The organism is Roseburia amylophila (assembly GCF_025567465.1).
Classification (GTDB): domain Bacteria; phylum Bacillota; class Clostridia; order Lachnospirales; family Lachnospiraceae; genus Roseburia_C; species Roseburia_C amylophila.
The window spans coordinates 13,694-35,168 of the sequence record NZ_JAOQKI010000018.1 but is presented as its reverse complement, the minus strand read 5'-3'; the positions used below and the strand labels follow the sequence as shown (position 1 = coordinate 35,168).

Here is a 21,475-nt window from a genome sequence, read left to right as displayed (position 1 = left end):
TTTTTCGGATATGATACCGGGGATTTCTTATTTTGTAATTATATGCGTGCCCAACTCTACTCTGCACGGATTACATCATGCATATCATACATTCCGGCAGGTTTTCCCTTTAAGAACTTTGCTGCTTCTACAGCTCCTTTCCCAAAGATTGCCTTAGAATATGCCGTATGCTTAAATTCAATAACTTCATCAGTTCCTGCGAAGATTACTTCATGTTCACCAACAATGCTTCCTCCACGGACTGCCTGAATACCGATTTCCTTTGCATCTCTCTTCTTCCGCTCACTGCTCCTGTCTAATTTATAGGAATAGGTATTGTCCATAGCTTCGTTCATGGCATCTGCCAATGCAAGAGCAGTTCCACTCGGCGCATCCAGCTTCTGGTTATGATGTTTCTCTACGATTTCCACATCAAAGCCGGCAGGTGCAAGCTTCTTTATAGCAGTCTGCAATAAATCCATTAAGGTATTGATTCCAAGTGACATATTGGCAGATTTTAAAATTGCAGTCTCTTTGCTGGTCTCAGTAACTTTCGCCAGCTGGTCTTCGGATAAACCGGTGGTGCAAAGTACCAGCGGAAGCTTCTTCTCGCCACAGTAATTTAACAGTTCATCTACTGCCTTCGCATTGGAAAAATCAATCACAACATCTGCTGCAATCTGGCATTCCCGGATGGTCTTATATACCGGATAATCATTTTTCTTTTCATCATAGGTATCAATTCCGGCTACAATTTTCACATCTTCGTCCTGCGCAATCAGGCCGGTTATTACCTGACCCATTTTTCCATTACAGCCATGCATGATTACTTTTGTCATCTCTATCATCTCCAGTTTCTTATTCTAATTTTAATCCATATGTACGCATTGCCTGAATCAGTCTCTCCTTATTGGCTGGCTCCATCTCGCAAAGCGGGGAACGAAGCGGTCCGACGTTCTTGCCCATAAGATTTAATGCTTCTTTTACCGGAATCGGGTTTACTTCACAGAATAATGCATCAATCAATGGAAGGGCTTCTCTCTGTAACTGATTTGCTGTTGCAAGGTCTCCTTTAAAGAAGCTTTCACACATATTATGCACTTTTGCCGGAGCAAGGTTTGCCCACACGGAAATTACTCCGATTCCGCCAATGGACATAAGTGGTACAACCAGTCCGTCTTCTCCGGAATATAAATCAAGCTTTCCATCGGTCAAGTACATGGTCTTAGATGCCTGTGCAAGGTTACCGGTTGCTTCTTTTAATCCAACAATATTTTCCTGGGTGCGGAATAATTCTGCAACTGTCTCCGGCAGAAGGTTACATCCGGTTCTTCCCGGTACATTATACATAATAATCGGAAGTCTTGTTTCCTGTGCAATCTTAGAATAATGTCCGATTAAACCTTTCTGTGTTGCCTTATTATAATATGGAGTTACGATAAGTGCTCCGTCTGCTCCTGCTTCTTCTGCTTCTTGGGTCAACTGGATTGCTGTCTCCGTTGAGTTAGAACCGGTTCCTGCTACTACCGGAACTCTGTGTTTTGCAAATTCTACTGCTGCACAGATTACTTTGTGATGTTCTTCCATGGATAAGGTAGAACTCTCTCCTGTTGTTCCTGCAATTACGATACAGTCTGTACCTTCAGAAATCTGTTCTTCGATTAATTCCTCTAATTTGTCATAGTTAACTTCCTCATTTGCTTTCATTGGGGTTACAATTGCAACTCCGGAACCTTTGTAAATAGACATGTTCTTTTTCCTCCACTTTATAAGTATCTTATTTATTGTATGAAGATATCGTTTGTTTTGCTTTTATTACCAGCATAAAAAAACCGGCTCACAGGGAGCCGGTTGATATTCCACTTAAATTATTATGGATCATACCGATAGCGCCCCATCTTATTACAAGATGACAGTCATGAACTTCTTCAATCCATGCCCAAGATTATTCTTTGCAGGAAAAATAACCTTTCGGCGTGTTCCCCTTTCCTTATGTCTTCTTCTATGTCTGCCATATCCGACCAAGTACTCTTGTCTCACGCAACCTCTACCTTCATATATTAAATTTCTTACCTCAATATAGCACCGCTGCTACTATCTGTCAACGTCCTATGCAGACATTTTACATTTTCTTTCTTATTTTTCCGCAGTAATCTTATAAATCTCATCTGCATAGCTGCGAATGGATTCTTCTAATACCCTTCCGGTCATAATAACCTCTGTTTCATCCATCTTTGCTTTTAAAACAGCTTCTAATTCTTCCGACGAAATTACTCCGGCATCTATAAGGCCCAGAACTTCATCCAGAATCAGTACATTGCATTCACCGGTAACCAGCACTTTCTTGGCAAAATTCAGTCCGTTTTTCATATTGAGTTTCTCTTCTGCCTGTCTTTCTTCCGGCAGTTCATCATAATTCTCTTCTGATTTTTCAAAACGGAATACCTTGATTTCCGGTTCTAACTGCTTCATATAAGCAATCTGATCATCTGTTTTTCCTTTTAAAAACTGGATAATAATTACACTCTTATTCTCTCCGGCTGCCCGCAACGCATTGCCCAGTGCAGCATTGGTCTTTCCACGACCTGCACCATAATAAATCTGTACGGAACCCTTTTCCATGACAAACCTCCATGCCAATTCTTACAGGGACTCTTTATCCCAGATTTACTTACGATACCACAATTTCCAATAAAAAGCAATGTCTGTATGTTTCATGTTTTCTCAATTATTCTTTATTTCTACTATTTTATTCCATATATTCAATTTTGCTCACGGATACTTCATAGGCGGTACGCTTCTCTACCTCATCCTCATTTAAGCGTTTGACATACTCCCTGCTCTGGATTCTGCCCCAGATCTGCACATGCACACCCACCTCAAATCTTGCGGCAAATCTTGCATTTCTTCCCCAGCAGATGCATGGGATATAATCAGATTTTCCATAGGAACGGTTTACCGCCACCAACAGGTCTGCAATTTCTCTTCCAAGAGGAGTCTTACGGTAAATCGGGTCTTTACAGATATAGCCATCAAGAAGAATCTGGTTGCTCTTCATCTCCTCTGTCTCTTCTTCAATAAACTCAATCTCCCGGACGAATACGGAGAGAACCAGCCGGTTCTTAAGTTCCTCATGTCTGTTATAGGAACGGAACTGTCCGGTCACATATACCTTCTGTCCTATGTAACTCTGCGAAGTGTCAATCAGACGCTCTGAAATCATCAATGGAATGTAGTCGGAAAAATTACTTAATCTGCTGACCGCTACCTCTACCATATAAAAGCCTTCCCCATACACTTCATGACTGTATTGGAAATCGGAAATAATCTCCCCTACAATGGATACCTGGTTGTTTTCTAAAATCTTATCTGCCATGAATCTTTCTCCTTTATTTAGTGTGTTTTCGAACGTTTTTACAGTACCATTCCAATGAGATGAAACTCATCAAAATCTGTCGATAACATTTTGGATATATTATGCATAAAGCCACTTTTCCATGCATATGCGCTGTGTCCTTGAACAAAGAATGTGCCTTGGCACATTCTCGCGCCTGCGGCGGTCGCTTGCGACATCTACCTTATACGCCGCAGTGTGCATCCTCGCGGAGCGTTTTTTTCTTTACAGGAAAGCAATTTCCTGTAAAGAAAGAAATACTTGCGTATTTTTCAATATGTGATAGAATAAAAACGCCGGTCATTTACAGACAGGCATTATATATAAGAAGAAACTGAATTTTATGCACTGATAGAAGGAAGGATTTTATATGAAAACAACAAGAGACGATATTAGAAACATAGCTATCATCGCCCACGTTGACCACGGTAAAACTACTCTGGTCGATGAGCTGTTGAAACAGAGTGGTGTATTCCGTGCCAATCAGGAAGTCCAGGAACGTGTCATGGATTCCAATGATATTGAGCGTGAACGTGGTATTACCATTCTTTCTAAGAATACTGCTGTATTCTACAAAGATGTAAAAATCAATATCATTGATACTCCTGGCCATGCCGACTTCGGTGGCGAGGTTGAGCGAGTTCTGAAAATGGTAAACGGTGTTATTCTTGTGGTAGATGCATTTGAAGGTGCTATGCCACAGACCAAATTCGTTCTTATGAAAGCACTGGAACTGAATCTGCCGGTTATTGTATGTATCAATAAAATTGACCGTCCAGAAGCAAGACCAGAAGAAGTTATTGATGAAGTATTAGAGCTTTTCATGGATTTAGACGCTTCTGACGAACAGTTAGACTGCCCATTCATCTTCGCTTCTGCAAGAGATGGATACGCCATAAGAAATTTAAATGATGAGCGCAAGGATATGACTCCTTTATTCGAAACCATTATCGACTACATTCCGGCACCTACCGGTGACCCGGATGCAAACACCCAGGTTCTTATCAGTACCATTGATTATAATGAATACGTTGGACGAATCGGTGTTGGTAAAGTAGACAACGGTGTCTTAAAGGTAAATCAGGATGCTATCGTAGTAAACCACCACGAGCCTGACAAACAGAAAAAAGTCAAAATCAGCAAATTATACGAATTTGATGGTCTGAATAAAGTAGAAGTAAAGGAAGCGAAAATCGGTTCTATCGTTGCTATTTCCGGTATTGCAGACATCCATATCGGTGATACCATCTGTGCAACAGACAACCCGGTTGCCATTCCTTTCCAGAAGATTTCTGAGCCTACTCTTTCCATGAATTTCATGGTCAACGACAGCCCGCTTGCAGGACAGGAAGGTAAATTCATTACTTCCCGTCACTTAAGAGACAGACTGTTCCGCGAGTTAAATACCGACGTCAGCCTTCGTGTAGAAGAAACCGACAGTGCAGACTGCTTCAAGGTTTCCGGACGTGGTGAGTTACATCTTTCCGTATTAATCGAAAATATGCGTCGTGAAGGTTATGAATTTGCAGTCAGCAAGGCTGAAGTTCTTTACCACACTGATGAAAACGGCAAGAAATTAGAGCCTATGGAATTAGCTTATGTTGACGTTCCGGATGAATTCACCGGTACTGTTATTGATAAATTAAGCCAGCGTAAAGGTGAGATGGTTGATATGCGTCCAATCAGCGGCGGCTATACCCGTATGGAATTTAACATTCCATCCCGTGGTCTTATCGGTTACCGTGGAGACTTCTTAACCGACACCAAAGGAAATGGTATCATCAATACCATTTTCAATGGCTATGCTCCATACAAGGGAGATATTGCTTATCGTAAACTTGGTTCCCTGATTGCTTTCGAATCCGGCGAATCCGTAACTTACGGTCTGTTCTCCGCTCAGGAGCGTGGTACTCTCTTCATCGGAGCCGGTGTAAAGGTTTACTCCGGTATGGTGATCGGTTCTTCCTCTAAACCGGAAGACATTGAATTAAACGTATGTAAGAAGAAACACTTAACCAATACACGTTCTTCTTCCGCAGACGAAGCGCTGACCCTTGTTCCACCAAAGATACTTTCCTTAGAGCAGGCATTAGACTTTATCGATGTTGACGAGCTCTTAGAGGTTACTCCAGAATCCTTACGTATCCGTAAACGTATTCTTGACCCGACCTTAAGAAAGAGAGCTAACTTCAAGAAATAAAAGTATCTCATGATATAGCATAAGAACTCCCCCGGATATTGAAATTTCTTCCAATATCCGGGGGAGTTTTCGATTACTATAAATGCCTAGTACGCACCATCTTTGTCATATTATTGCAGATATCCGTCCTTTATAATATCAGAAACCACACTGGTCGGAATCGTAAATTCTACAATTCCCATATAACCCGGTGCTACTTCATATTTATCAAAAACAATGGTCAACTCTCCTTCTTTGTTGACATAGAAATTTACATCATTCTTAATTCCATCAAAGCTGTAGCCATCTACATCCTTGTCTAAGAAGTATTGCAGGTTACTGTCTTTTTCCATATTTTCCTTCATCTGCTTTTCTATTTCCTCTGAAATCCGGTCCAGATAATCGGAATCCTTCTGAAATAAATCATTTAATGTAATGGTATTTCCGGTTTTCTTATCTACATTATAGATTTTCGTATACTGGTTCGATCCTGCCATTACAATGGAAGTATCAATTCTTAAAGCAAACAGCCGGTCGTTATCTGTCACTACCTGATAAGACGAATTCACTGCCTCATTACCATTCTCACCATCTTCAATGGAAGCTACATCAGACTGATAAGACTTAATAATACCACCGGCATACTTTTTCACTTCCTGATTCAGCTCGTCCGTCTCATCCGATAATACTTCCCCATCCTGATTTGTCACTGCCACCTGGGGAATGTCTACATTTGCTTCCATATTCTTATCATCCTGTACATCAGAATATGTAGAAAAGTTCACTACTTTTACAATTGTGCCAAGTAATGGAACCTCTTCCATGGCATGGGCTATTGTCGGGCTTACATTTACCGAAATCACCAGTGCAACCATAGCTGCCGCTACCGTTGCTGCTCCTTTTAAAAAGCGGATACTGCCTTTCTGGGTCTCCCTCTTTCCTTTTCTGATTCCGGCTTCCACCTGCGTTTTCAATGCTTCCGGGACTTCTATCTGCTCATATTCCTGCTTCATCCTGTCTATTTTCTCATGGTTCATGCTATTTCCTCCCTGGACATCTTTATCTTTAATTTCTTTAAGCTGCGATACAGGATTGATTTTACGGTGTTTGGATTTTCTTTCAGAAGATCTGCAATATCATCTATTTTCCATTCTTCAAAATATTTTAATATCACAATAGTTCTTTCCCGTTCTTCTAATTCTTCCAACGCTGCCAGCATATCCCAGTCTTTGTATACATCTTCTTTTGCTTCTTCCGGGATAAATACTCCACTTACGATACGCTTCTGTTTCTTGCACATATCCAGTGACGTATTTATAACAATCCGCCAGAGCCAGGTCTTAATATAGGTTTCTTCCTTCACCTGACCGGCATTTTTCATTGCCTTATATGCACTTTCCTGCACTACATCCATTGCGTCCTGTTCGTTCTTTACATAGGTAATTGCCAGCCGGTAAAGCTGCTCATAGGATGCAAGAATTTCCTGCTCCACCGCTTTTGCGATTCCTCTTTTCTTCATTCCTGTTTCCTCTTCTCTTTCCAAAAACCTGCATATGCAAAGAAAGCCTTTCAACCTTTGCTTTCTGTAAATTAGACGTTCCAGCCGGAAAAATAGTTTCATCTTTTTTATTATAACCCGCACAACTTACTGCCGGCAACTCCTTACCTGTGCTTTGCACCCAGAAAATGCTTCCTCTCTTTCATAAATCTCTCTTCTTTTTTGTACTTTTTATTTAGGAAAATGCATAGATTACTACAAAAAATGAATTGAGAATTGCTATGTGCGGTATTTCCGGTTTTTGTAATTTACATACTGATTTTTTAGAAAGGGAGCCTTATTATCGTAACATTCTATCTGATATGAGTGACGCACTTTATCACCGCGGGCCGGACTCCCATGGTATTTATTTAACCTCTCATACAGGGTTTTCCCACACCCGGCTTGCCATTATTGATCCTCATGGTGGACTTCAGCCTATGACCAGACATTATTGTGACGCAGACTTCACCATCGTCTATAATGGAGAACTTTATAATACGAAAGAACTCCGTGAGGAACTGGTTTCCCATGGCATGACCTTTCGTACTCATTCCGATACAGAAGTCATTTTAAATGGATTTCTTTTTGAAGGACCGTCCTTTGTCCGGAAAATGAATGGTATTTTCGCTTTTGCCATTTATAATGAGGCTCATCAGCTTCTCTACCTCTTCCGGGATGCCTTTGGTGTAAAGCCGCTCTTTTACCGGCTTTTTCATGACACACTTATCTTTTCTTCCGAGCCGAAGGGAATTTTCTGTTATCCCGGCTGCATCCCTTCGGTAAATAAAACAGGACTCTCCGAAATCTTTGGTCTTGGTCCTGCCAGGAACCCCGGCAATGCAGTTTATGAGCATATGGCAGAATGTCTGCCGGGACATTACCTCACTTTCAGTGCTTCCGGACTGAAAGATTACTGTTACTTCCGATTAGAAAGCCATCCACATACAGACAGCTACGAAGAAACCGTTGTCCACACAAAAGAGCTGCTGTTACAGTCCATCCGCCGACAGATGGTTTCCGATGTTCCTATCTGCACCTTTCTTTCCGGCGGGTTGGATTCCAGTCTTGTCTCTTCGGTCTGTGCGGAAGAATTAAGAAAAGAAGGGCAGACTCTTTCTACCTATTCCTTTGACTTTACAGATAATTCCCGTTACTTTAAGGCAAATGATTTTCAGCCCTCCGAAGACCGTCCCTTTGTGGATATTATGAAAAACTATCTTAAGAGTGAGCATCAATATCTGACCTGTGACAACCGCTCCCAGGCTGACTTACTCTTTGCTTCCATGAAAGCCCATGACCTTCCATGTATGGCTGACGTTGACTCATCCCTGCTCTTCTTCTGCCGGGAAGTCAGTAAGCAGCATAAGGTAGTCCTGACCGGAGAATGTGCCGATGAAGTTTTCGGCGGCTATCCGTGGTTTCACCGGAAGAATTTTCTTTCCTGCAACACGTTTCCATGGACACCGGATTTGTCTTTCCGCAAGTCTTTCTTAAAAGACGAAATTGCAGATGCACTGTCCTTAGATTCCTATGTGCAAAGTTCTTATGAAAATGCCATTGCAGAGGTCGATATTCTGCCATCGGACAATGATACGGAATGCAGCCGCCGGCGTATTTCCTATCTTAACATCCGCTACTTTATGCAGACTCTGCTAAACCGCATGGACCGCACCAGTATGTTCTCCGGTCTGGAAGCCCGCGTTCCTTTTGCAGATAAAAACCTGGTTTCTTATGTCTTTAATGTGCCATGGGAAATGAAAGCCAAAGATGGTCTTGTGAAAAATCTTTTGCGGCAGTGTGCGAAAGACTATCTTCCGGACACCATTACTTTCCGCAAGAAAAGTCCTTATCCTAAGACCTACCATCCTTACTATGAACAGCTCCTGCGTCAGCGTCTGAGTGCACTGCTGACCACCGGGGAAAGTCCCCTTCTTGCACTGATTGATAAAGAAAAGACTATGCAATTCTTAAATCAGGAAGGAGACTATGGCAAACCATGGTATGGCCAGCTTATGGCAGGTCCTCAGATGATTGCTTATCTCCTGCAGATTCATTACTGGCTCAGTGAATATAAGATTGACCTTCATTTATAATCTACCGGCATTGGAGACAGCACCACCGGCTGCAGCTGTTTTTCTTTCATGGCTGCAGCAATAGTCTCCTCTAACCGGCAAAAATCCGCCACCAGAGAATGAGGTTTCTTCTGATAATCATCCTGCCGGAAAGGCACAAAATAGATATGCTTCATATTCATCAGCAGTCCGATATTTCTAAGATTCATGGACAAAGCATCATTGGTAGAAATTGCCAGCACCAACGGCTTTTCATTTCTAAGATGCGCTTTAGCTGCCATAAGCACTGTGGTATCTACAATGCCCTGCTGCAGCTTTGCCATGGTATTTCCGGTACATGGTGCAATTGCCATCACATCAAAAAGTCCTGATGGACCGATGGTTTCCGCCTGCACGATACTTTGAATTCCCCTTTCTCCTGTAATCTCCTGCATTCTGTTTTGAAATACTTCCGCTGTCATAAATCTGGTATCCAAAGTTCCTGCATGTCTGGAGTATACCGGAATAACTTTTATTCCTTTTTGCACCAGTGCTTCTGTCGTCCGGAGTATCTTCCCAAAAGTGCAGAAAGAGCCGGTAATTCCAAGTCCTAATGTAAGCTTATACTCTTCCATAATCTGCTGCTCCTCTTTCTATTATCCGGGCAAGAATGATTCCTGCACTTTCTGTCAGTATTCTTCCAGGAACGGCAGTAAGATGTTCCACATGAATACCTTTTTCTTCTAACTCCTCTGCCGGAAGTCCGCCACCAGTTGTAATATCCCATAGATATGTTTTCTCATCGCACCATTTTAAGACTGTGTCTATTGGACATGGTTTATCTGCCATATAAAAAATCCACTCAAAGTTCTGCTCCTCTGCATTCTCCTGCCACAAGCTACACCCCATTTCCATTGCCACCCGCTGACAATCTTCCTTTATATCATAAACAGTTACTTCCGCTTCCAAAGATAAAAGCAGCTTTGCCATGGCTCTTCCACAATAACCAAAACCTGCCACCAGACAGTTTCTTCCTTTCACGCAGCACCTGCTCTTTGTCATTGCTTCTACAAGGCAGCCTTCTGCTGTCAGTCCGGCATTCTCATTTCTAAAGACTTCATCTTCCATATAATCAACCAGCCGTATCCGCCGCCCTGATGGTCTTCGTGTCAGAACCTCCGGGAAACAACCTCCATAAATAACACTTCTCTCCGCTGCATAGGATAATACCATTCCTATTTTTACCCTGCTTCCTCTGATTCTGCCATCCTCCTCCAATGCCCGCAACGGTAATACAATAATCTGACTCTGCATCAGTCGCCGGATATTCTGCTCCGTTATTTCTATGATTCCAATTCCTGATTCCATCAGACAACGTTTCAATGCCGGTGTTCTTTCATCTGCTCCAATGATTGCGATTTGCATTTCATCCCTCCTTGCCTTGCAATCGTCTGTTATTACTATATGCGGATGCTCCATTTTGTTACCGACAGCAAAAGAAAACAGAACCGGTTTGCACCGATTCTGTTTTCCTTTATCTGTTTTCTTTTTATCTGCTATTTTTTAAACTGCTACAATAACACCGCCATTATTGGCATACATGGTGCTGACTCCTGCAGTATCTACAATTCTGATATCTTTAAATTTTGCCAGCTTTTCCAATTTTTCTTTTACCTGTTTTGCACGTTCCGGACAATTGCAATGTGCGATGGATAAAATCTTCTTTTCACACTCTTTCGTCCTCTTTACAATTTCATTAACCATATAGTCCAATGCCTTTGTCATTCCTCTTGCCTGTCCCAGCTGACAGATTGTACCCTCGGGCGTGGCCCCCATTACCGGCTTGATATTTAATGCCCCGGCAACCCAGGCTTTCAGGTTACTGAGTCTGCCGTTTTTACGCAGAGTCTCTAAAGTCTCTAATACAAAGAAGGTCTGCTGGTCTTTAATATATTTTTCTGTCTCAGCAACCACTTCTTCAAAGCTCTTTCCGGCTTCCTCTGATTCCTGTATCTTTTCTGCAATCAGAGTCTCTCCAATGGATGCGGAACAGGAATCAAATACATGAATCTGTTTTGCCCTATGTTCTTCTAAATAAAGCTTCTTTGCCAGCTCTGCACTGTTATAAGAACCGCTTAATTTACTGGAAAGTGTTACTACATATACATGCTCTGCTTCTCCTAAATATGCTTCCACATATCTCTGTGGAGATGGGCAGGATGACTTCGGGCTATGCCTGCTTTCCTTTACCCTGCGAATAAACTCCAGTTGATCAAAGGATTCATCATCCACCACATGGTATCCATCTACCTCAAGCTCTAACGGAACAGACTGGAATCTTCCATCTGCTTTCATATCATCAAATAACTCTCCACAGCTGTCTACTATGATTTTGTAGCTCATTTTCTATCCTCCTGATTGCGTGGTCATCTCTCTTATAGTATGTACGCAATGTTTAAAATTATATATTATGTTTTCCTTTGTAATAACAAGTAGTTTTCATTACTACGTCATATTATCATAAATATTACGTTTTGAAAAGAGGATATTTAAATTTTTATAATATTTCACAAATATTTTATTTTTTCAGGAAAGTAAGTACCCGCATTGTCTCATTTTTCATATAAAATAAGGAACTATCCCCGGTATAATAATCCCCGATATGCCCTTCTTCAATGAAAAACTGCTGTGCCTGCCCATAAACTGCCTCATCCTCAAACTTCATCTGTACAGGGTGGCTGTCAAGCTCTGTAAATAATGCTCCGATATCTTCCGGATACCAGTCCTTAAAATAACAATTTTCCTGCACAAAATAACTGTCATCCAGGCAATTGCATTCCGGCAATGAAAAATTCACATTGGGACTGTGGGTCTGAAATAACTCTTCTGTAGTTGCAGTAAAAAAGCAATAATCTACCACTTCAGCTACATCTCCGAAGTCATCCGGACTGTTGGAAGTTGGATTACCCCAGGTAGTATCCATATAATAATAGGCTCCATCCAGTTCGATGAGATTCCATGCATGTGGTTCTCCATTGGCAGTTCCTGTCACTATCGTACATGGAATATCTAATAAATCCATCAGATATTTTGTGGCACAGGCATAGCCCTGGCACACCGTTCTTCCCTCTAGAAATACACTGATGATATTCTGATTATTCTCTGCATTAAGGTCATAATTTACCGTACGCACCAGCGTATCAAATATAAACCGCGCTTTCTGGTAATCACTGTCCTCGGATGAAATGCCGCCAAGCAGTACGTCGACCTTTTCATCAATTGCCGCCTGTGTCTCCTGTCTTGCAGCTTCATCCATTGTATACTTCGGTGCAAACTTAAGCCCGGTCAATACACCCGCACGGGAATATTCCGTATAGGAATAGCCATCCACCCAGAAGAGTCCACCATAGTCTGCCATAATTGCTTCATACATTTTTGCCAGTACGTCTTTATCTAATGTAGCAACTGCCACCTCTTCCCGATGATTTAAAATAGCATCCAGCATCTCATCATAAACAAGCTGTTCTTCTTCCGTAAGCTGGCCATATACATATTTTTCCTCTGAAACCGACTCTACCGGAAGCAAGGTATTATCCGGTATCTGTCCATTGATATCTTCTACTACTTCATCTACCCATTCTTCAACGGATGACGTATTACAGCCGGTAAACAGAAATGCCATAAGTATTCCTGCAATACCGGTTAATAATCTTTGTTTTCTCATATCATTTCCTTTCGATCTGCTTCTTTTCATAGACATTCTACAATACTTTCTCTGTTTTTTCTATCCGGTTTGTGTTACACTTTAAAAATGAGGAGGATACTATGATTGCAATACAACTTTTACAAGTAAAGGATTTTATGAATAAATTACTTCGCACGGATTTATTTGACCACTTCTTATTATCAGAAGCTACCATCCGTGGAAAAGGTTCCTATGAAATCGACGGACATCTTGTACCGGATTTCTACAGTCCGGAAGAACTGGATGAACTGGAACTAACCGGTTTAAGCTGCCTGCCTTTTGGCATGCTGCGTGAAAACTGCTTCGCCCTGATCAAGGGAAAACATACCCCCTCCTATTTCCGCTTTATCTTTCAGCTTTCTCCAAAGAATCTTAAAAATACTCTGGAAGTAAGTAAAAGTGGTCTGACTACCCAGGATTTGAATGGAGTTTTCTTAAACATCAAATTTCAGGATGGTATTCTTTCCTGTACCAATGGTGTATCTTACCGCAGTTTTACCTTAGACCACACCTTCGACCAGGAATGGGATCTGCTGATACGAAAATTTTTTGCCGGGCATGATATCCCCTATACTGATATCAACTAATTTTCTTTACTTTTAAAATAAATTATGCTATTCTAAGCATAGCCGTATGGCTAGATAATTTTTGTGGAGGTACTATAATGAACGGTACAGTTAAATGGTTTAATAACCAGAAAGGTTACGGATTCATCTCTGATGCAGAAGGTAATGATGTATTCGTACACTACTCAGGACTTAACATGGATGGTTACAAATCCTTAGAAGAAGGCGCAGCAGTAGAATTTGACGTAACAGAAGGCGCTAAAGGTCCTCAGGCAACTAATGTAACAGTAATTAAATAGTTGCAATAATCAAGGTTTTTCAATGTACCTTTCTCAGATATAGAATTTGATTTTTAATAATGATTTTTTATGTTGATTAAGATATAACGAACGAATTTGATTAAGAAAAATGGGATTGCTTCCTTCGGTATTATTACCGTTGGCTGCAATCCCGTTTTCTTACCTGTATGCAAACAACATAGAAACTGCTGCTCCGATAAAAATAAAGAAATCGGAAATATTAAATACAATTCTTGAAAAGCGTTTCCACGGTGTATCAAAGCGGATATAATCCACCACATGCTTCTTATGAATTCTGTCCCAGAGATTACTTAATCCGCCGCCAACCATCATACTCATACCGGTTTTCAGTCCTGTATTTCCTTTTCTTAATACAAATCCATATATGGTCATCAGTCCTGCCATGCATGCACTGTGTAACCCCAGCATAATTTTCGGTTTCTTCGCTAAAAGATTCAATGCGGCTCCATTGTTATAATATTTTTCAATTACAACCGGAAGCTTTGGAACTCTTCTTTCTTTTCCCAACGGCTCCTTCTTATCAATCCGCTGCTTGATTCCTTCATCCAGCCCAAAAATGGATACCACCAGTAATAAATATTTCATGGAAACTCCTCCTTCTTTTGTCCTGCCTGATTCCTTCTACCCTTTTCTTTCTATTCCGCCTGCTCTATAATTCTATGTCAGCAATCACATCCCGCAGTGCTTTTGCTGACGCATGAAGCCTTGCCCGCTCTTCTTCGTCTAATGACACCGGAAGAATCTGCTCCACGCCACCGGCATCCACCACTGCCGGCATGCTCAGCACGATATCGGAAATGCCATATTGCCCATGCATCAGACTGGACACCGGAAGCACCGAATGTTCATCCCGGACAATACATTCACAAATCCGCTTAATCGCCATTGCAATCCCATAATAGGTTGCCTGCTTACGCTCTATGATTTCATAAGCACTATTCTTTACTTCTTCATATATACGCTTCGTATGACTTTCATATTCCTCATAGCCACGCAGCTTATAAATCTGTTCCAACGGAATACCGGATACGTTGGCAGAACTGAATACCGCCACCTCGCTGTCTCCGTGTTCTCCTACAATAAATGCATGCACACCACGATTGTCAATGCCAAGCTGTTTTCCCAGCATATTTTTTAACCGGGCAGTATCCAATACAGTTCCGGAACCGATTACCCGGTTTTCCGGAAAACCGGATAATTTCAATGCTGCCAGCGTCAGTATATCCACCGGATTCGATACGATGAGTAATATGCCACGACACCTTCTGTTAGCAATTTCCGGGATAATATTTTTGTAAATGGCTACATTTTTCTTTACCAGCTCAAGCCTTGTTTCTCCCGGTTTCTGGTTCGCTCCCGCCGTAATGATAATAATGTCGGCATCCACAATGTCATCATAACTGCCGGCATATATTTTCATCGGTGCAGCAAATGGCATTCCATGGCTGATATCCATGGCCTCTCCTTCCGCTCTTGCTTTATCCACATCAATTAAAACCAGTTCAGAAAAGAGCTTGCTCTGCATCAGTGTAAATGCAGTGGCAGAGCCGACAAACCCACATCCGATAATGGCTGCCTTTCGTAAATCAATTGCATGTTCCTGTTTCATCTTTACCCTCCTGCTTCGTGCTTTCTATATAGAATCCCACAGAAGCAGTTATTCTATGCAAACAAGAACCTCTTATGTCCGGCGCAATTGTTCGAAGGTCTGATAGAGATTTAATGTTCCATAGCCCCATTCCCGGTTCGGATAGACTCTGCTTTCCAGCCGCACCGCGCCGCGGATAAAATCATTTTTAATTTCTGCATTTGTAATATCAGTATTATAACCACGCTCTACTGCCCATTCCAGATACAGTGCTGCAGCTCCTGCAGTAATTGCCGCTGCAATGCTGGTACCACTTCTTGCCTCAAAACGGTTGCCCGGTGCCGGTCCAATTACATTGACACCCGGTGCTGCAAAATCCGGCTTTACCTGTCCTGATGCAGTGTATCCTCTGCTGGAATTCAGATAAATACTGCCATTTCCTGCATTGTATCCACCTGCTGTCATCGGTGCAGCTGCATTTCCCGGCATGGTAATCGTCGTATCCGGATTAGAGCGGATAAAGGAAATATCACCGGCAATCAGTCCGGTAATCGGAAGCCACATGTGATATCTTCCTTCTATACTGTAATTGCCATTTACCTCAATCGTCCAGATGCCTCTGGTGGGCCGGTCAAACCGGATATAAATAAGCTGATCTCCTGTGGCAGTGCCAACAATGCGGTAATCAATGGTAACCTGTGTATTTTCAAATACAAAACGGTATACCTCTCTGCCATCCTGCTGCACCCGGACACCTGCCGTCCGCTCTCCCGTTGGCGATATAATCTGCACCGAATAAAGCTCCGGAGCCTTTGCCCACATTTCAATATGGAAACCCTCCACTGGATCTTCAACATTTACTTCTACCACATCACTCTGCTGCCCGAATGCAACTTCTCCGTAATAATGATGTCTGGCAGTAGCTTCATTCCCTGCTGCTACCACAACTGCCGTATTACGCTTTAAGGAAACATAATTAAGATAATACGAAATCACACTGTTTCCACTGTGATCCCCGGAATTGCTTCCAAGCCCAAGATAAATCACCAGAGGGCGGCGATATCGTTCCGCCAGTCTGGTCAGATATGCCACCCCCGCCATAATATCATTTTCCTGATAAGCCTTTGCACCTTCCGGAATATAATAAAAACGCCTTAAATATTCCTTTGCCGGCTTCAGCTTTACCATGGCAATCTGTGCATAGGGTGCTACTCCGGCAAATTTCTCCGAAAGTTTTTCGCTTCCTGCCGCAAGACCTGCCATAAAGGTACCATGTCCTTCTTCATCCCGGTGAGGTACTACCCGAAGAGGTGCATCTGTTAACAATGCCATATCGATCTGTTCTTTTGTATATTCCGTTCCATAGAGGAATCCCTCTGGTGTATCTCCGCTTTGAATGCTCTGATCCCAGATTCTTAATATACGGCTGCTGCCATCGGAATTACGGAATACTTCATTCTGATAATCAATTCCGGTATCCACAAATCCAATCAGAACACCCTGCCCTCTCAAAGCAAGATTTGGCTGACTCTGTACCTTTATGATTCCGCCTGCCTGCAATGCCTCTTCGTCTAATGTGGTAAAACATTTTGGAATTGCCGAATAGGTATACTGGTCAATATCCAGCTTCGGCAAGCCTGCACTCTGCAAATAGACTACATTAAAATCTTTATCAATATTCTGGATACAGTCTTCCGGAAGATATTCATTTTCAAGTCTCAGATAGGAAACCAGAAGGTCGTAATATTCTTCCGAGTATGGTGCGTCTTTACAATCTTCCATATAAGCTCCGGCACTTATTTTCTTTTATTTTATTCGTTTACCGGTAATGCTGCCACTCCACGCATAGTGATAAGCGGACCGCCCTTTTTCTCAATATAATCTCTTGTAATCGTTACCTGGCCGATGTTTTCGTCCTTTGGAATCTCATACATGATATCTAACATAAATTCTTCAATAATGGAACGAAGTGCTCTGGCTCCGACCTTCTTCTCTTTTGCTTTCTCTGCAATTGCCCGCAATGCATCCTCTTCAAATACAAGATTCACTTCGTCTAATGCCAGAAGCTTCTGATACTGCCTGATGATAGCATTTTTCGGCTCCTTTAAAATACGAACCAGCATATCAACGGTAAGCGATTCCAAGGTAAAGAGAATCGGAAGTCTTCCGATAAACTCCGGTATCATTCCAAACTTCTTTACATCTTCTACCGTTACTTTCTGTAACAGATTCTCATCATTATCATATTTATCCTTCAAATCTGCCTGGAAACCAATGGATGCCTGCTTATTGAGACGTTCTTTGATAATCTCTTCAATATCCGGGAAAGCTCCACCACAGATAAAAAGAATATTCTTAGTGTTAACGGTAACCATCGGAACCATGGCATTCTTGCTGCTGGCTCCCACCGGCACTTCCACTTCTGCTCCTTCAAGAAGCTTTAACATTCCCTGCTGTACGGATTCTCCGCTGACATCACGCTGGTTGGTGTTCTTCTTCTTGGCAATTTTATCAATCTCATCAATGAAAATAATGCCATGCTCTGCCCGCTCTACATCATTGTCTGCGGCTGCAAGCAATTTGCTGACAACGCTTTCGATATCATCTCCGATATAACCTGCCTCGGTTAAGGAAGTCGCATCTGTAATTGCCAGTGGCACATCCAGAAGTCTTGCCAGTGTCTTCACCAGATAAGTCTTACCACTTCCGGTCGGTCCAATCATTAACATATTGGATTTCTCGATTTCAATATCATCCATCGTATCGGTTGCCACACGTTTATAGTGATTATAAACTGCCACAGACATTACCTTCTTGGCATATTCCTGTCCAACTACATATTCATCCAGGCTTGCCTTAATCTTATGTGGTGCCGGAATCTTCTTAATATCTAATTTCGGAGCTTCTGCTTTCTCTTCTTTGGTTTTCTTTTTCTTAATCTTCTGACTCTGCGGCATAAAGCCCTGCAGATCAGAAAGATTAATCATACTGATATTGGGCATCTGACCATTTGGCATAAAATCACCCATTGGAAATCCTGAGTTATTCATGCTGTCGAAGGTTCTCTGCATACAGTCTTTGCAAATGCAGATATTATTCGGAATCTTTATCATCTGACCGGCAACGCTTTCCGGTCTGCGGCAGATGTAACAGATTTCTTCGTATTCATCCTTCTTCTCATCTGTGTTCTCTTTCGTTGCGTCCTCTACAGTATCTATATTTTCAAGTTCTCTCTTGTCTTTATTCTCTGCCATATCTGATTCTCCTATTCTCTCAAATCTGTTTTAAGATTCTAAAACATTGCTTTTATTATAATTCAAGCCGGTTTTAATCTCAACCTTCGCAGCCATAATTTTATAAAATCTTCATATATGACAAAACCTGATGTTTTTTACTATTTTTCGAAATTTGCAACCGTTATTTGACATTATTCCATATTAATGATAAACTTTCTACGTAATTTATTAAATTTTTATAAACCAAGGAGGACTTGAAAATGGGCGTTGCATCATTAGTATTAGGAATTATTGCAATCGTTGTTGATGTATTCACTATTGGTGTTTACGGATGGATTGGAGCAATCTTAGGTCTTATAGGAACTATCTTAGGTGCTATCGGACATAAGAATCAGGCTAAATGTGCTACCGGCGGACTTGTATGTTCTATCATCGGATTAGTATTAGGCTTACTGCTTTACATCGCATGTGTTGCATGCGTTGCATCTGCAGGTTTGTTATAATAGAACCGACTTTTTAAAAGGGTGATACTATGTCGATTTATCTTAACATTCTGGGATTTCATATCCCATCATACGGACTTATGATTACCCTTGGGGTAATCCTTGCAAATGTATTTGCACTTTACCCCCTTAAGAAATATAAGTTGATTTTTGATGATTTTCTTATATTAGAAGCATACACATTACTTGGCGCCTTTATAGGCGCCAAGCTTTTGTATCTTATCATTTCTTATCGGGAAATTGACTGGTCCCGTTTTTTAGAACCCAAGTATTTTAATTATATCATGTCAAGTGGATTTGTATTCTATGGTGGACTCATTGGCGGACTTCTCTGCTTTCTTTTTGCTGGAAAATTCCATCATATCAACAGCAAGCCTTATATTACACACCTGATTTATCTGATTCCATGGATTCACGGTTTCGGACGCATCGGCTGTTTTCTTGCCGGCTGCTGTTATGGCATTCCATATGACGGTCCTTTTGCTGTACAGTTTCCGGAAGGCTCTCTGGCACCATCGGATACGACACTGTTTCCGGTTCAGTTAGTAGAAGCAATCTGTCTTCTGATTCTTGCGATTGTACTTGCTGTGCTGGATTTAAAGAAATCTTATCCCCATACCATTGCCATTTATTTCATCGTCTATGGTATTCTCCGGTTCCTGTTAGAATATGTGCGTTACGATGCCGTCCGCGGCCATCTTTTAGCACTCTCCACTTCCCAGTGGATTAGTCTTGGATTCGTAGTGGGAACCGTATGCTATCTTATCCGGGCGGCACATAAGCAAAAGAAAGATATGGTTCCATAACGGGAAACAAAAAATCCTGCAATATGGAAGTTTGTTCTTACATACTTTCCATACTGCAGGATTTTTTATAAATTTGAATGTGCTTTCGAAACACATTCTGTCATGCTCTTTTCAAAGCTTTATCACAACTCTTATAACAGTTCTTTTAAGATTTTATTTACCATTCCAGGATTTGCTTTACCCTTCATGGCTTTCATGGTCTGACCTACTAAGAAGCCAATTGCCTTTTCTTTCCCATTGCGGTAATCTTCTACCGACTGTGGATTCTCTTCGATGACTTTGGCAATAGTATCACGCAATGCACCTTCGTCATTTACAGTCTTTAATCCATGCTCTTCTACATATTTATCCGGGTCGATATCCTCTGCAAAAATCTGCTCAAATACTTCTTTTGCCACATTGCCATTGATGGTTCCGGCATCAGTAAGCTCGATTAATTTTGCCAGATTTTCCGGTGAAAATGCGATATCCTCCGGGTCTTTATTCTGCTCCTTTAAGATTCGCATGGTCTCACCCATCAGCCAGTTGGATACTTTCTTTGGCTTATTGCAGATTGCAGTTGTTGCCTCAAAAACATCTGCCATTTTCTTTGCAGATGTTAAAATGTTGGCATCATATTCCGGCAGGCCGAATTCATCCTGATAACGCTGACGTTTTGCTTCCCGAAGCTCCGGCTGACTGTCTTTTATGCGCTGTAACCATTCATCACTGATAACGATTGGAACCAAATCCGGTTCCGGGAAATAACGGTAATCCTGTGCATCCTCTTTGGAACGCATGGCATAGGAATATCCCTGGTCATCATTCCAGCGTCTGGTCTCCTGAACCACCTTTTCGCCAGACTCAATCAAATCAATCTGTCTTGCTGTCTCTGCTTCAATGGCTCTTGCAATTGCTTTAAAGGAACCGATATTTTTCATCTCGGTACGGGTACCAAATTCTTTTGCTCCTACTTCACGGACAGATAAGTTGACATCTGCACGCATGGAGCCTTCCTGCATCTTACAGTCGGATGCACCAAGATACTGCACAATCATTCTTAATTTATCAAGATAAGCAATGACTTCCTCTGCAGAACGCATATCCGGCTCAGATACAATCTCAATCAGTGGCACACCGGACCGGTTATAGTCCACCAGGGAAACATCTTCCCAGTCATCATGGACTAATTTTCCCGCATCCTCTTCCATATGAATCTCATGGATTCCAATGGTTTTCTTTCCTTCGGAAGTCTCAATCTCAATGCCGCCATCGTGGCAGATTGGAAGATAAAGCTGGGAAATCTGATAGTTCTGAGGATTGTCCGGGTAGAAATAGTTCTTCCGGTCAAATTTACAATACTGGTTGATTTCACAATTCATGGCAACACCTACTGCCATGGCATATTCTACCACCTGTTTATTTAAAACCGGAAGAGAGCCCGGCATACCGGTACAGACCGGACAGGTGTGTGTATTTGGCGCACTTCCGAATGCAGTAGAACAGCCACAGAAGATTTTGGTCTTAGTTGCCAGTTCCACATGGACTTCCAGTCCGATGACGGTTTCATACTGTTTACTCATAATCTT

At 41.8% G+C, this 21,475-nt stretch carries 21 protein-coding genes and 1 riboswitch; of the genes, 6 read left to right on the top strand and 15 right to left on the bottom strand.

Going from position 1 to position 21,475, the window contains the following annotated elements; all coding sequences use genetic code 11:
- Nucleotides 1-56 precede the first annotated feature (56 nt).
- The 4 genes from dapB to OCV43_RS11040 form a co-directional block, all read right to left on the bottom strand.
- Nucleotides 57-818: a 4-hydroxy-tetrahydrodipicolinate reductase gene (gene dapB / locus OCV43_RS11055; protein ID WP_022242681.1), complete on the bottom strand. Its 762-nt coding sequence runs from the start codon at nt 816-818 to the stop codon at nt 57-59.
- A gap of 19 nt (nt 819-837) precedes the next feature.
- Nucleotides 838-1,728: a 4-hydroxy-tetrahydrodipicolinate synthase gene (gene dapA / locus OCV43_RS11050; RefSeq protein ID WP_022242680.1), complete on the bottom strand. Its 891-nt coding sequence runs from the start codon at nt 1,726-1,728 to the stop codon at nt 838-840.
- Nucleotides 1,729-1,858: 130 nt separating this feature from the next.
- Nucleotides 1,859-2,037: riboswitch (Lysine riboswitch) on the bottom strand.
- Nucleotides 2,038-2,115: 78 nt separating this feature from the next.
- Nucleotides 2,116-2,601 carry a cob(I)yrinic acid a,c-diamide adenosyltransferase gene (locus tag OCV43_RS11045; RefSeq protein WP_022242679.1) on the bottom strand — a complete coding sequence of 162 codons (486 nt, stop codon included), beginning with the start codon at nt 2,599-2,601 and terminating at the stop codon, nt 2,116-2,118.
- A gap of 127 nt (nt 2,602-2,728) precedes the next feature.
- Nucleotides 2,729-3,355 (bottom strand): single-stranded DNA-binding protein, encoded by a 627-nt coding sequence (locus OCV43_RS11040; protein WP_022242678.1) that lies wholly within the window; start codon nt 3,353-3,355, stop codon nt 2,729-2,731.
- 388 nt (nt 3,356-3,743) lie between these two features.
- Between OCV43_RS11040 and typA the strand changes: the two genes are divergently transcribed.
- On the top strand, nt 3,744-5,573 hold the full coding sequence (typA, locus tag OCV43_RS11035; RefSeq protein ID WP_022242677.1) for a translational GTPase TypA: 1,830 nt from the start codon (nt 3,744-3,746) through the stop codon (nt 5,571-5,573).
- Between the two features lie 110 nt (nt 5,574-5,683).
- Here the strand turns inward: typA and rsiV are convergent, their stop codons facing one another.
- Both rsiV and OCV43_RS11025 read right to left on the bottom strand, forming a co-directional pair.
- Nucleotides 5,684-6,589: an anti-sigma-V factor RsiV gene (gene rsiV, locus OCV43_RS11030; RefSeq protein WP_022242676.1), complete on the bottom strand. Its 906-nt coding sequence runs from the start codon at nt 6,587-6,589 to the stop codon at nt 5,684-5,686.
- The gene (locus tag OCV43_RS11025; RefSeq protein WP_117698937.1) at nt 6,586-7,071 is read right to left on the bottom strand and encodes a sigma-70 family RNA polymerase sigma factor; all 486 of its coding nucleotides are present in this window, start codon (nt 7,069-7,071) and stop codon (nt 6,586-6,588) included. The genes rsiV and OCV43_RS11025 overlap by 4 nt, the downstream gene beginning before the upstream one ends.
- A gap of 260 nt (nt 7,072-7,331) precedes the next feature.
- Here OCV43_RS11025 and asnB point away from each other — a divergent pair, with 260 nt between their 5' ends.
- On the top strand, nt 7,332-9,185 hold the full coding sequence (asnB, locus tag OCV43_RS11020) for an asparagine synthase (glutamine-hydrolyzing) (RefSeq protein WP_262624108.1): 1,854 nt from the start codon (nt 7,332-7,334) through the stop codon (nt 9,183-9,185).
- Here asnB and OCV43_RS11015 read toward each other — a convergent pair.
- The 4 genes from OCV43_RS11015 to OCV43_RS11000 form a co-directional block, all read right to left on the bottom strand.
- Nucleotides 9,176-9,778 carry a dipicolinate synthase subunit B gene (locus OCV43_RS11015; RefSeq protein WP_022242673.1) on the bottom strand — a complete coding sequence of 201 codons (603 nt, stop codon included), beginning with the start codon at nt 9,776-9,778 and terminating at the stop codon, nt 9,176-9,178. The genes asnB and OCV43_RS11015 overlap by 10 nt on opposite strands.
- Entirely contained in the window at nt 9,765-10,568 is an 804-nt protein-coding gene (locus OCV43_RS11010) for a hypothetical protein (RefSeq protein ID WP_262624107.1), read from the bottom strand. Before OCV43_RS11010 ends, OCV43_RS11015 begins: the two co-directional genes overlap by 14 nt.
- A 138-nt stretch (nt 10,569-10,706) precedes the next feature.
- Nucleotides 10,707-11,546 (bottom strand): DegV family protein, encoded by an 840-nt coding sequence (locus OCV43_RS11005; protein ID WP_262624106.1) that lies wholly within the window; start codon nt 11,544-11,546, stop codon nt 10,707-10,709.
- Nucleotides 11,547-11,721: 175 nt separating this feature from the next.
- Nucleotides 11,722-12,867, bottom strand: a complete 1,146-nt coding sequence (locus tag OCV43_RS11000; protein ID WP_158565952.1) for a transglutaminase domain-containing protein — start codon at nt 12,865-12,867, stop codon at nt 11,722-11,724.
- Between the two features lie 101 nt (nt 12,868-12,968).
- On the opposite strand from OCV43_RS11000, the gene OCV43_RS10995 reads away from it, so the two are divergent.
- Together OCV43_RS10995 and OCV43_RS10990 are read left to right on the top strand one after the other, a co-directional pair.
- The gene (locus tag OCV43_RS10995; RefSeq protein WP_117698942.1) at nt 12,969-13,475 is read left to right on the top strand and encodes a DUF5721 family protein; all 507 of its coding nucleotides are present in this window, start codon (nt 12,969-12,971) and stop codon (nt 13,473-13,475) included.
- A 77-nt stretch (nt 13,476-13,552) separates the two neighbouring features.
- Nucleotides 13,553-13,753 (top strand): cold-shock protein, encoded by a 201-nt coding sequence (locus tag OCV43_RS10990; RefSeq protein WP_022242668.1) that lies wholly within the window; start codon nt 13,553-13,555, stop codon nt 13,751-13,753.
- 159 nt (nt 13,754-13,912) lie between these two features.
- On the opposite strand, the gene OCV43_RS10985 is transcribed toward OCV43_RS10990, so the two are convergent.
- The 4 genes from OCV43_RS10985 to clpX form a co-directional block, all read right to left on the bottom strand.
- Complete coding sequence (locus OCV43_RS10985) at nt 13,913-14,359, bottom strand: signal peptidase II (protein WP_227710120.1); 447 nt, start codon at nt 14,357-14,359, stop codon at nt 13,913-13,915.
- Nucleotides 14,360-14,423: 64 nt separating this feature from the next.
- Nucleotides 14,424-15,383 (bottom strand): L-lactate dehydrogenase, encoded by a 960-nt coding sequence (locus OCV43_RS10980; RefSeq protein ID WP_022242666.1) that lies wholly within the window; start codon nt 15,381-15,383, stop codon nt 14,424-14,426.
- 72 nt (nt 15,384-15,455) lie between these two features.
- A complete protein-coding gene (locus tag OCV43_RS10975; protein WP_262624105.1) occupies nt 15,456-17,144 on the bottom strand; it encodes a S8 family peptidase in 1,689 nt (562 codons plus the stop codon).
- A 29-nt stretch (nt 17,145-17,173) separates the two neighbouring features.
- Nucleotides 17,174-18,616 (bottom strand): ATP-dependent Clp protease ATP-binding subunit ClpX, encoded by a 1,443-nt coding sequence (clpX, locus tag OCV43_RS10970; protein WP_022242664.1) that lies wholly within the window; start codon nt 18,614-18,616, stop codon nt 17,174-17,176.
- Nucleotides 18,617-18,858: 242 nt separating this feature from the next.
- On the opposite strand from clpX, the gene OCV43_RS10965 reads away from it, so the two are divergent.
- Both OCV43_RS10965 and OCV43_RS10960 read left to right on the top strand, forming a co-directional pair.
- The gene (locus OCV43_RS10965) at nt 18,859-19,101 is read left to right on the top strand and encodes a hypothetical protein (protein ID WP_022242663.1); all 243 of its coding nucleotides are present in this window, start codon (nt 18,859-18,861) and stop codon (nt 19,099-19,101) included.
- Nucleotides 19,102-19,130: 29 nt separating this feature from the next.
- Entirely contained in the window at nt 19,131-19,907 is a 777-nt protein-coding gene (locus tag OCV43_RS10960) for a prolipoprotein diacylglyceryl transferase (protein WP_262624104.1), read from the top strand.
- A gap of 131 nt (nt 19,908-20,038) precedes the next feature.
- Here the strand turns inward: OCV43_RS10960 and gatB are convergent, their stop codons facing one another.
- The gene (gene gatB, locus OCV43_RS10955; protein WP_227701559.1) at nt 20,039-21,469 is read right to left on the bottom strand and encodes an Asp-tRNA(Asn)/Glu-tRNA(Gln) amidotransferase subunit GatB; all 1,431 of its coding nucleotides are present in this window, start codon (nt 21,467-21,469) and stop codon (nt 20,039-20,041) included.
- Nucleotides 21,470-21,475 lie beyond the last annotated feature (6 nt).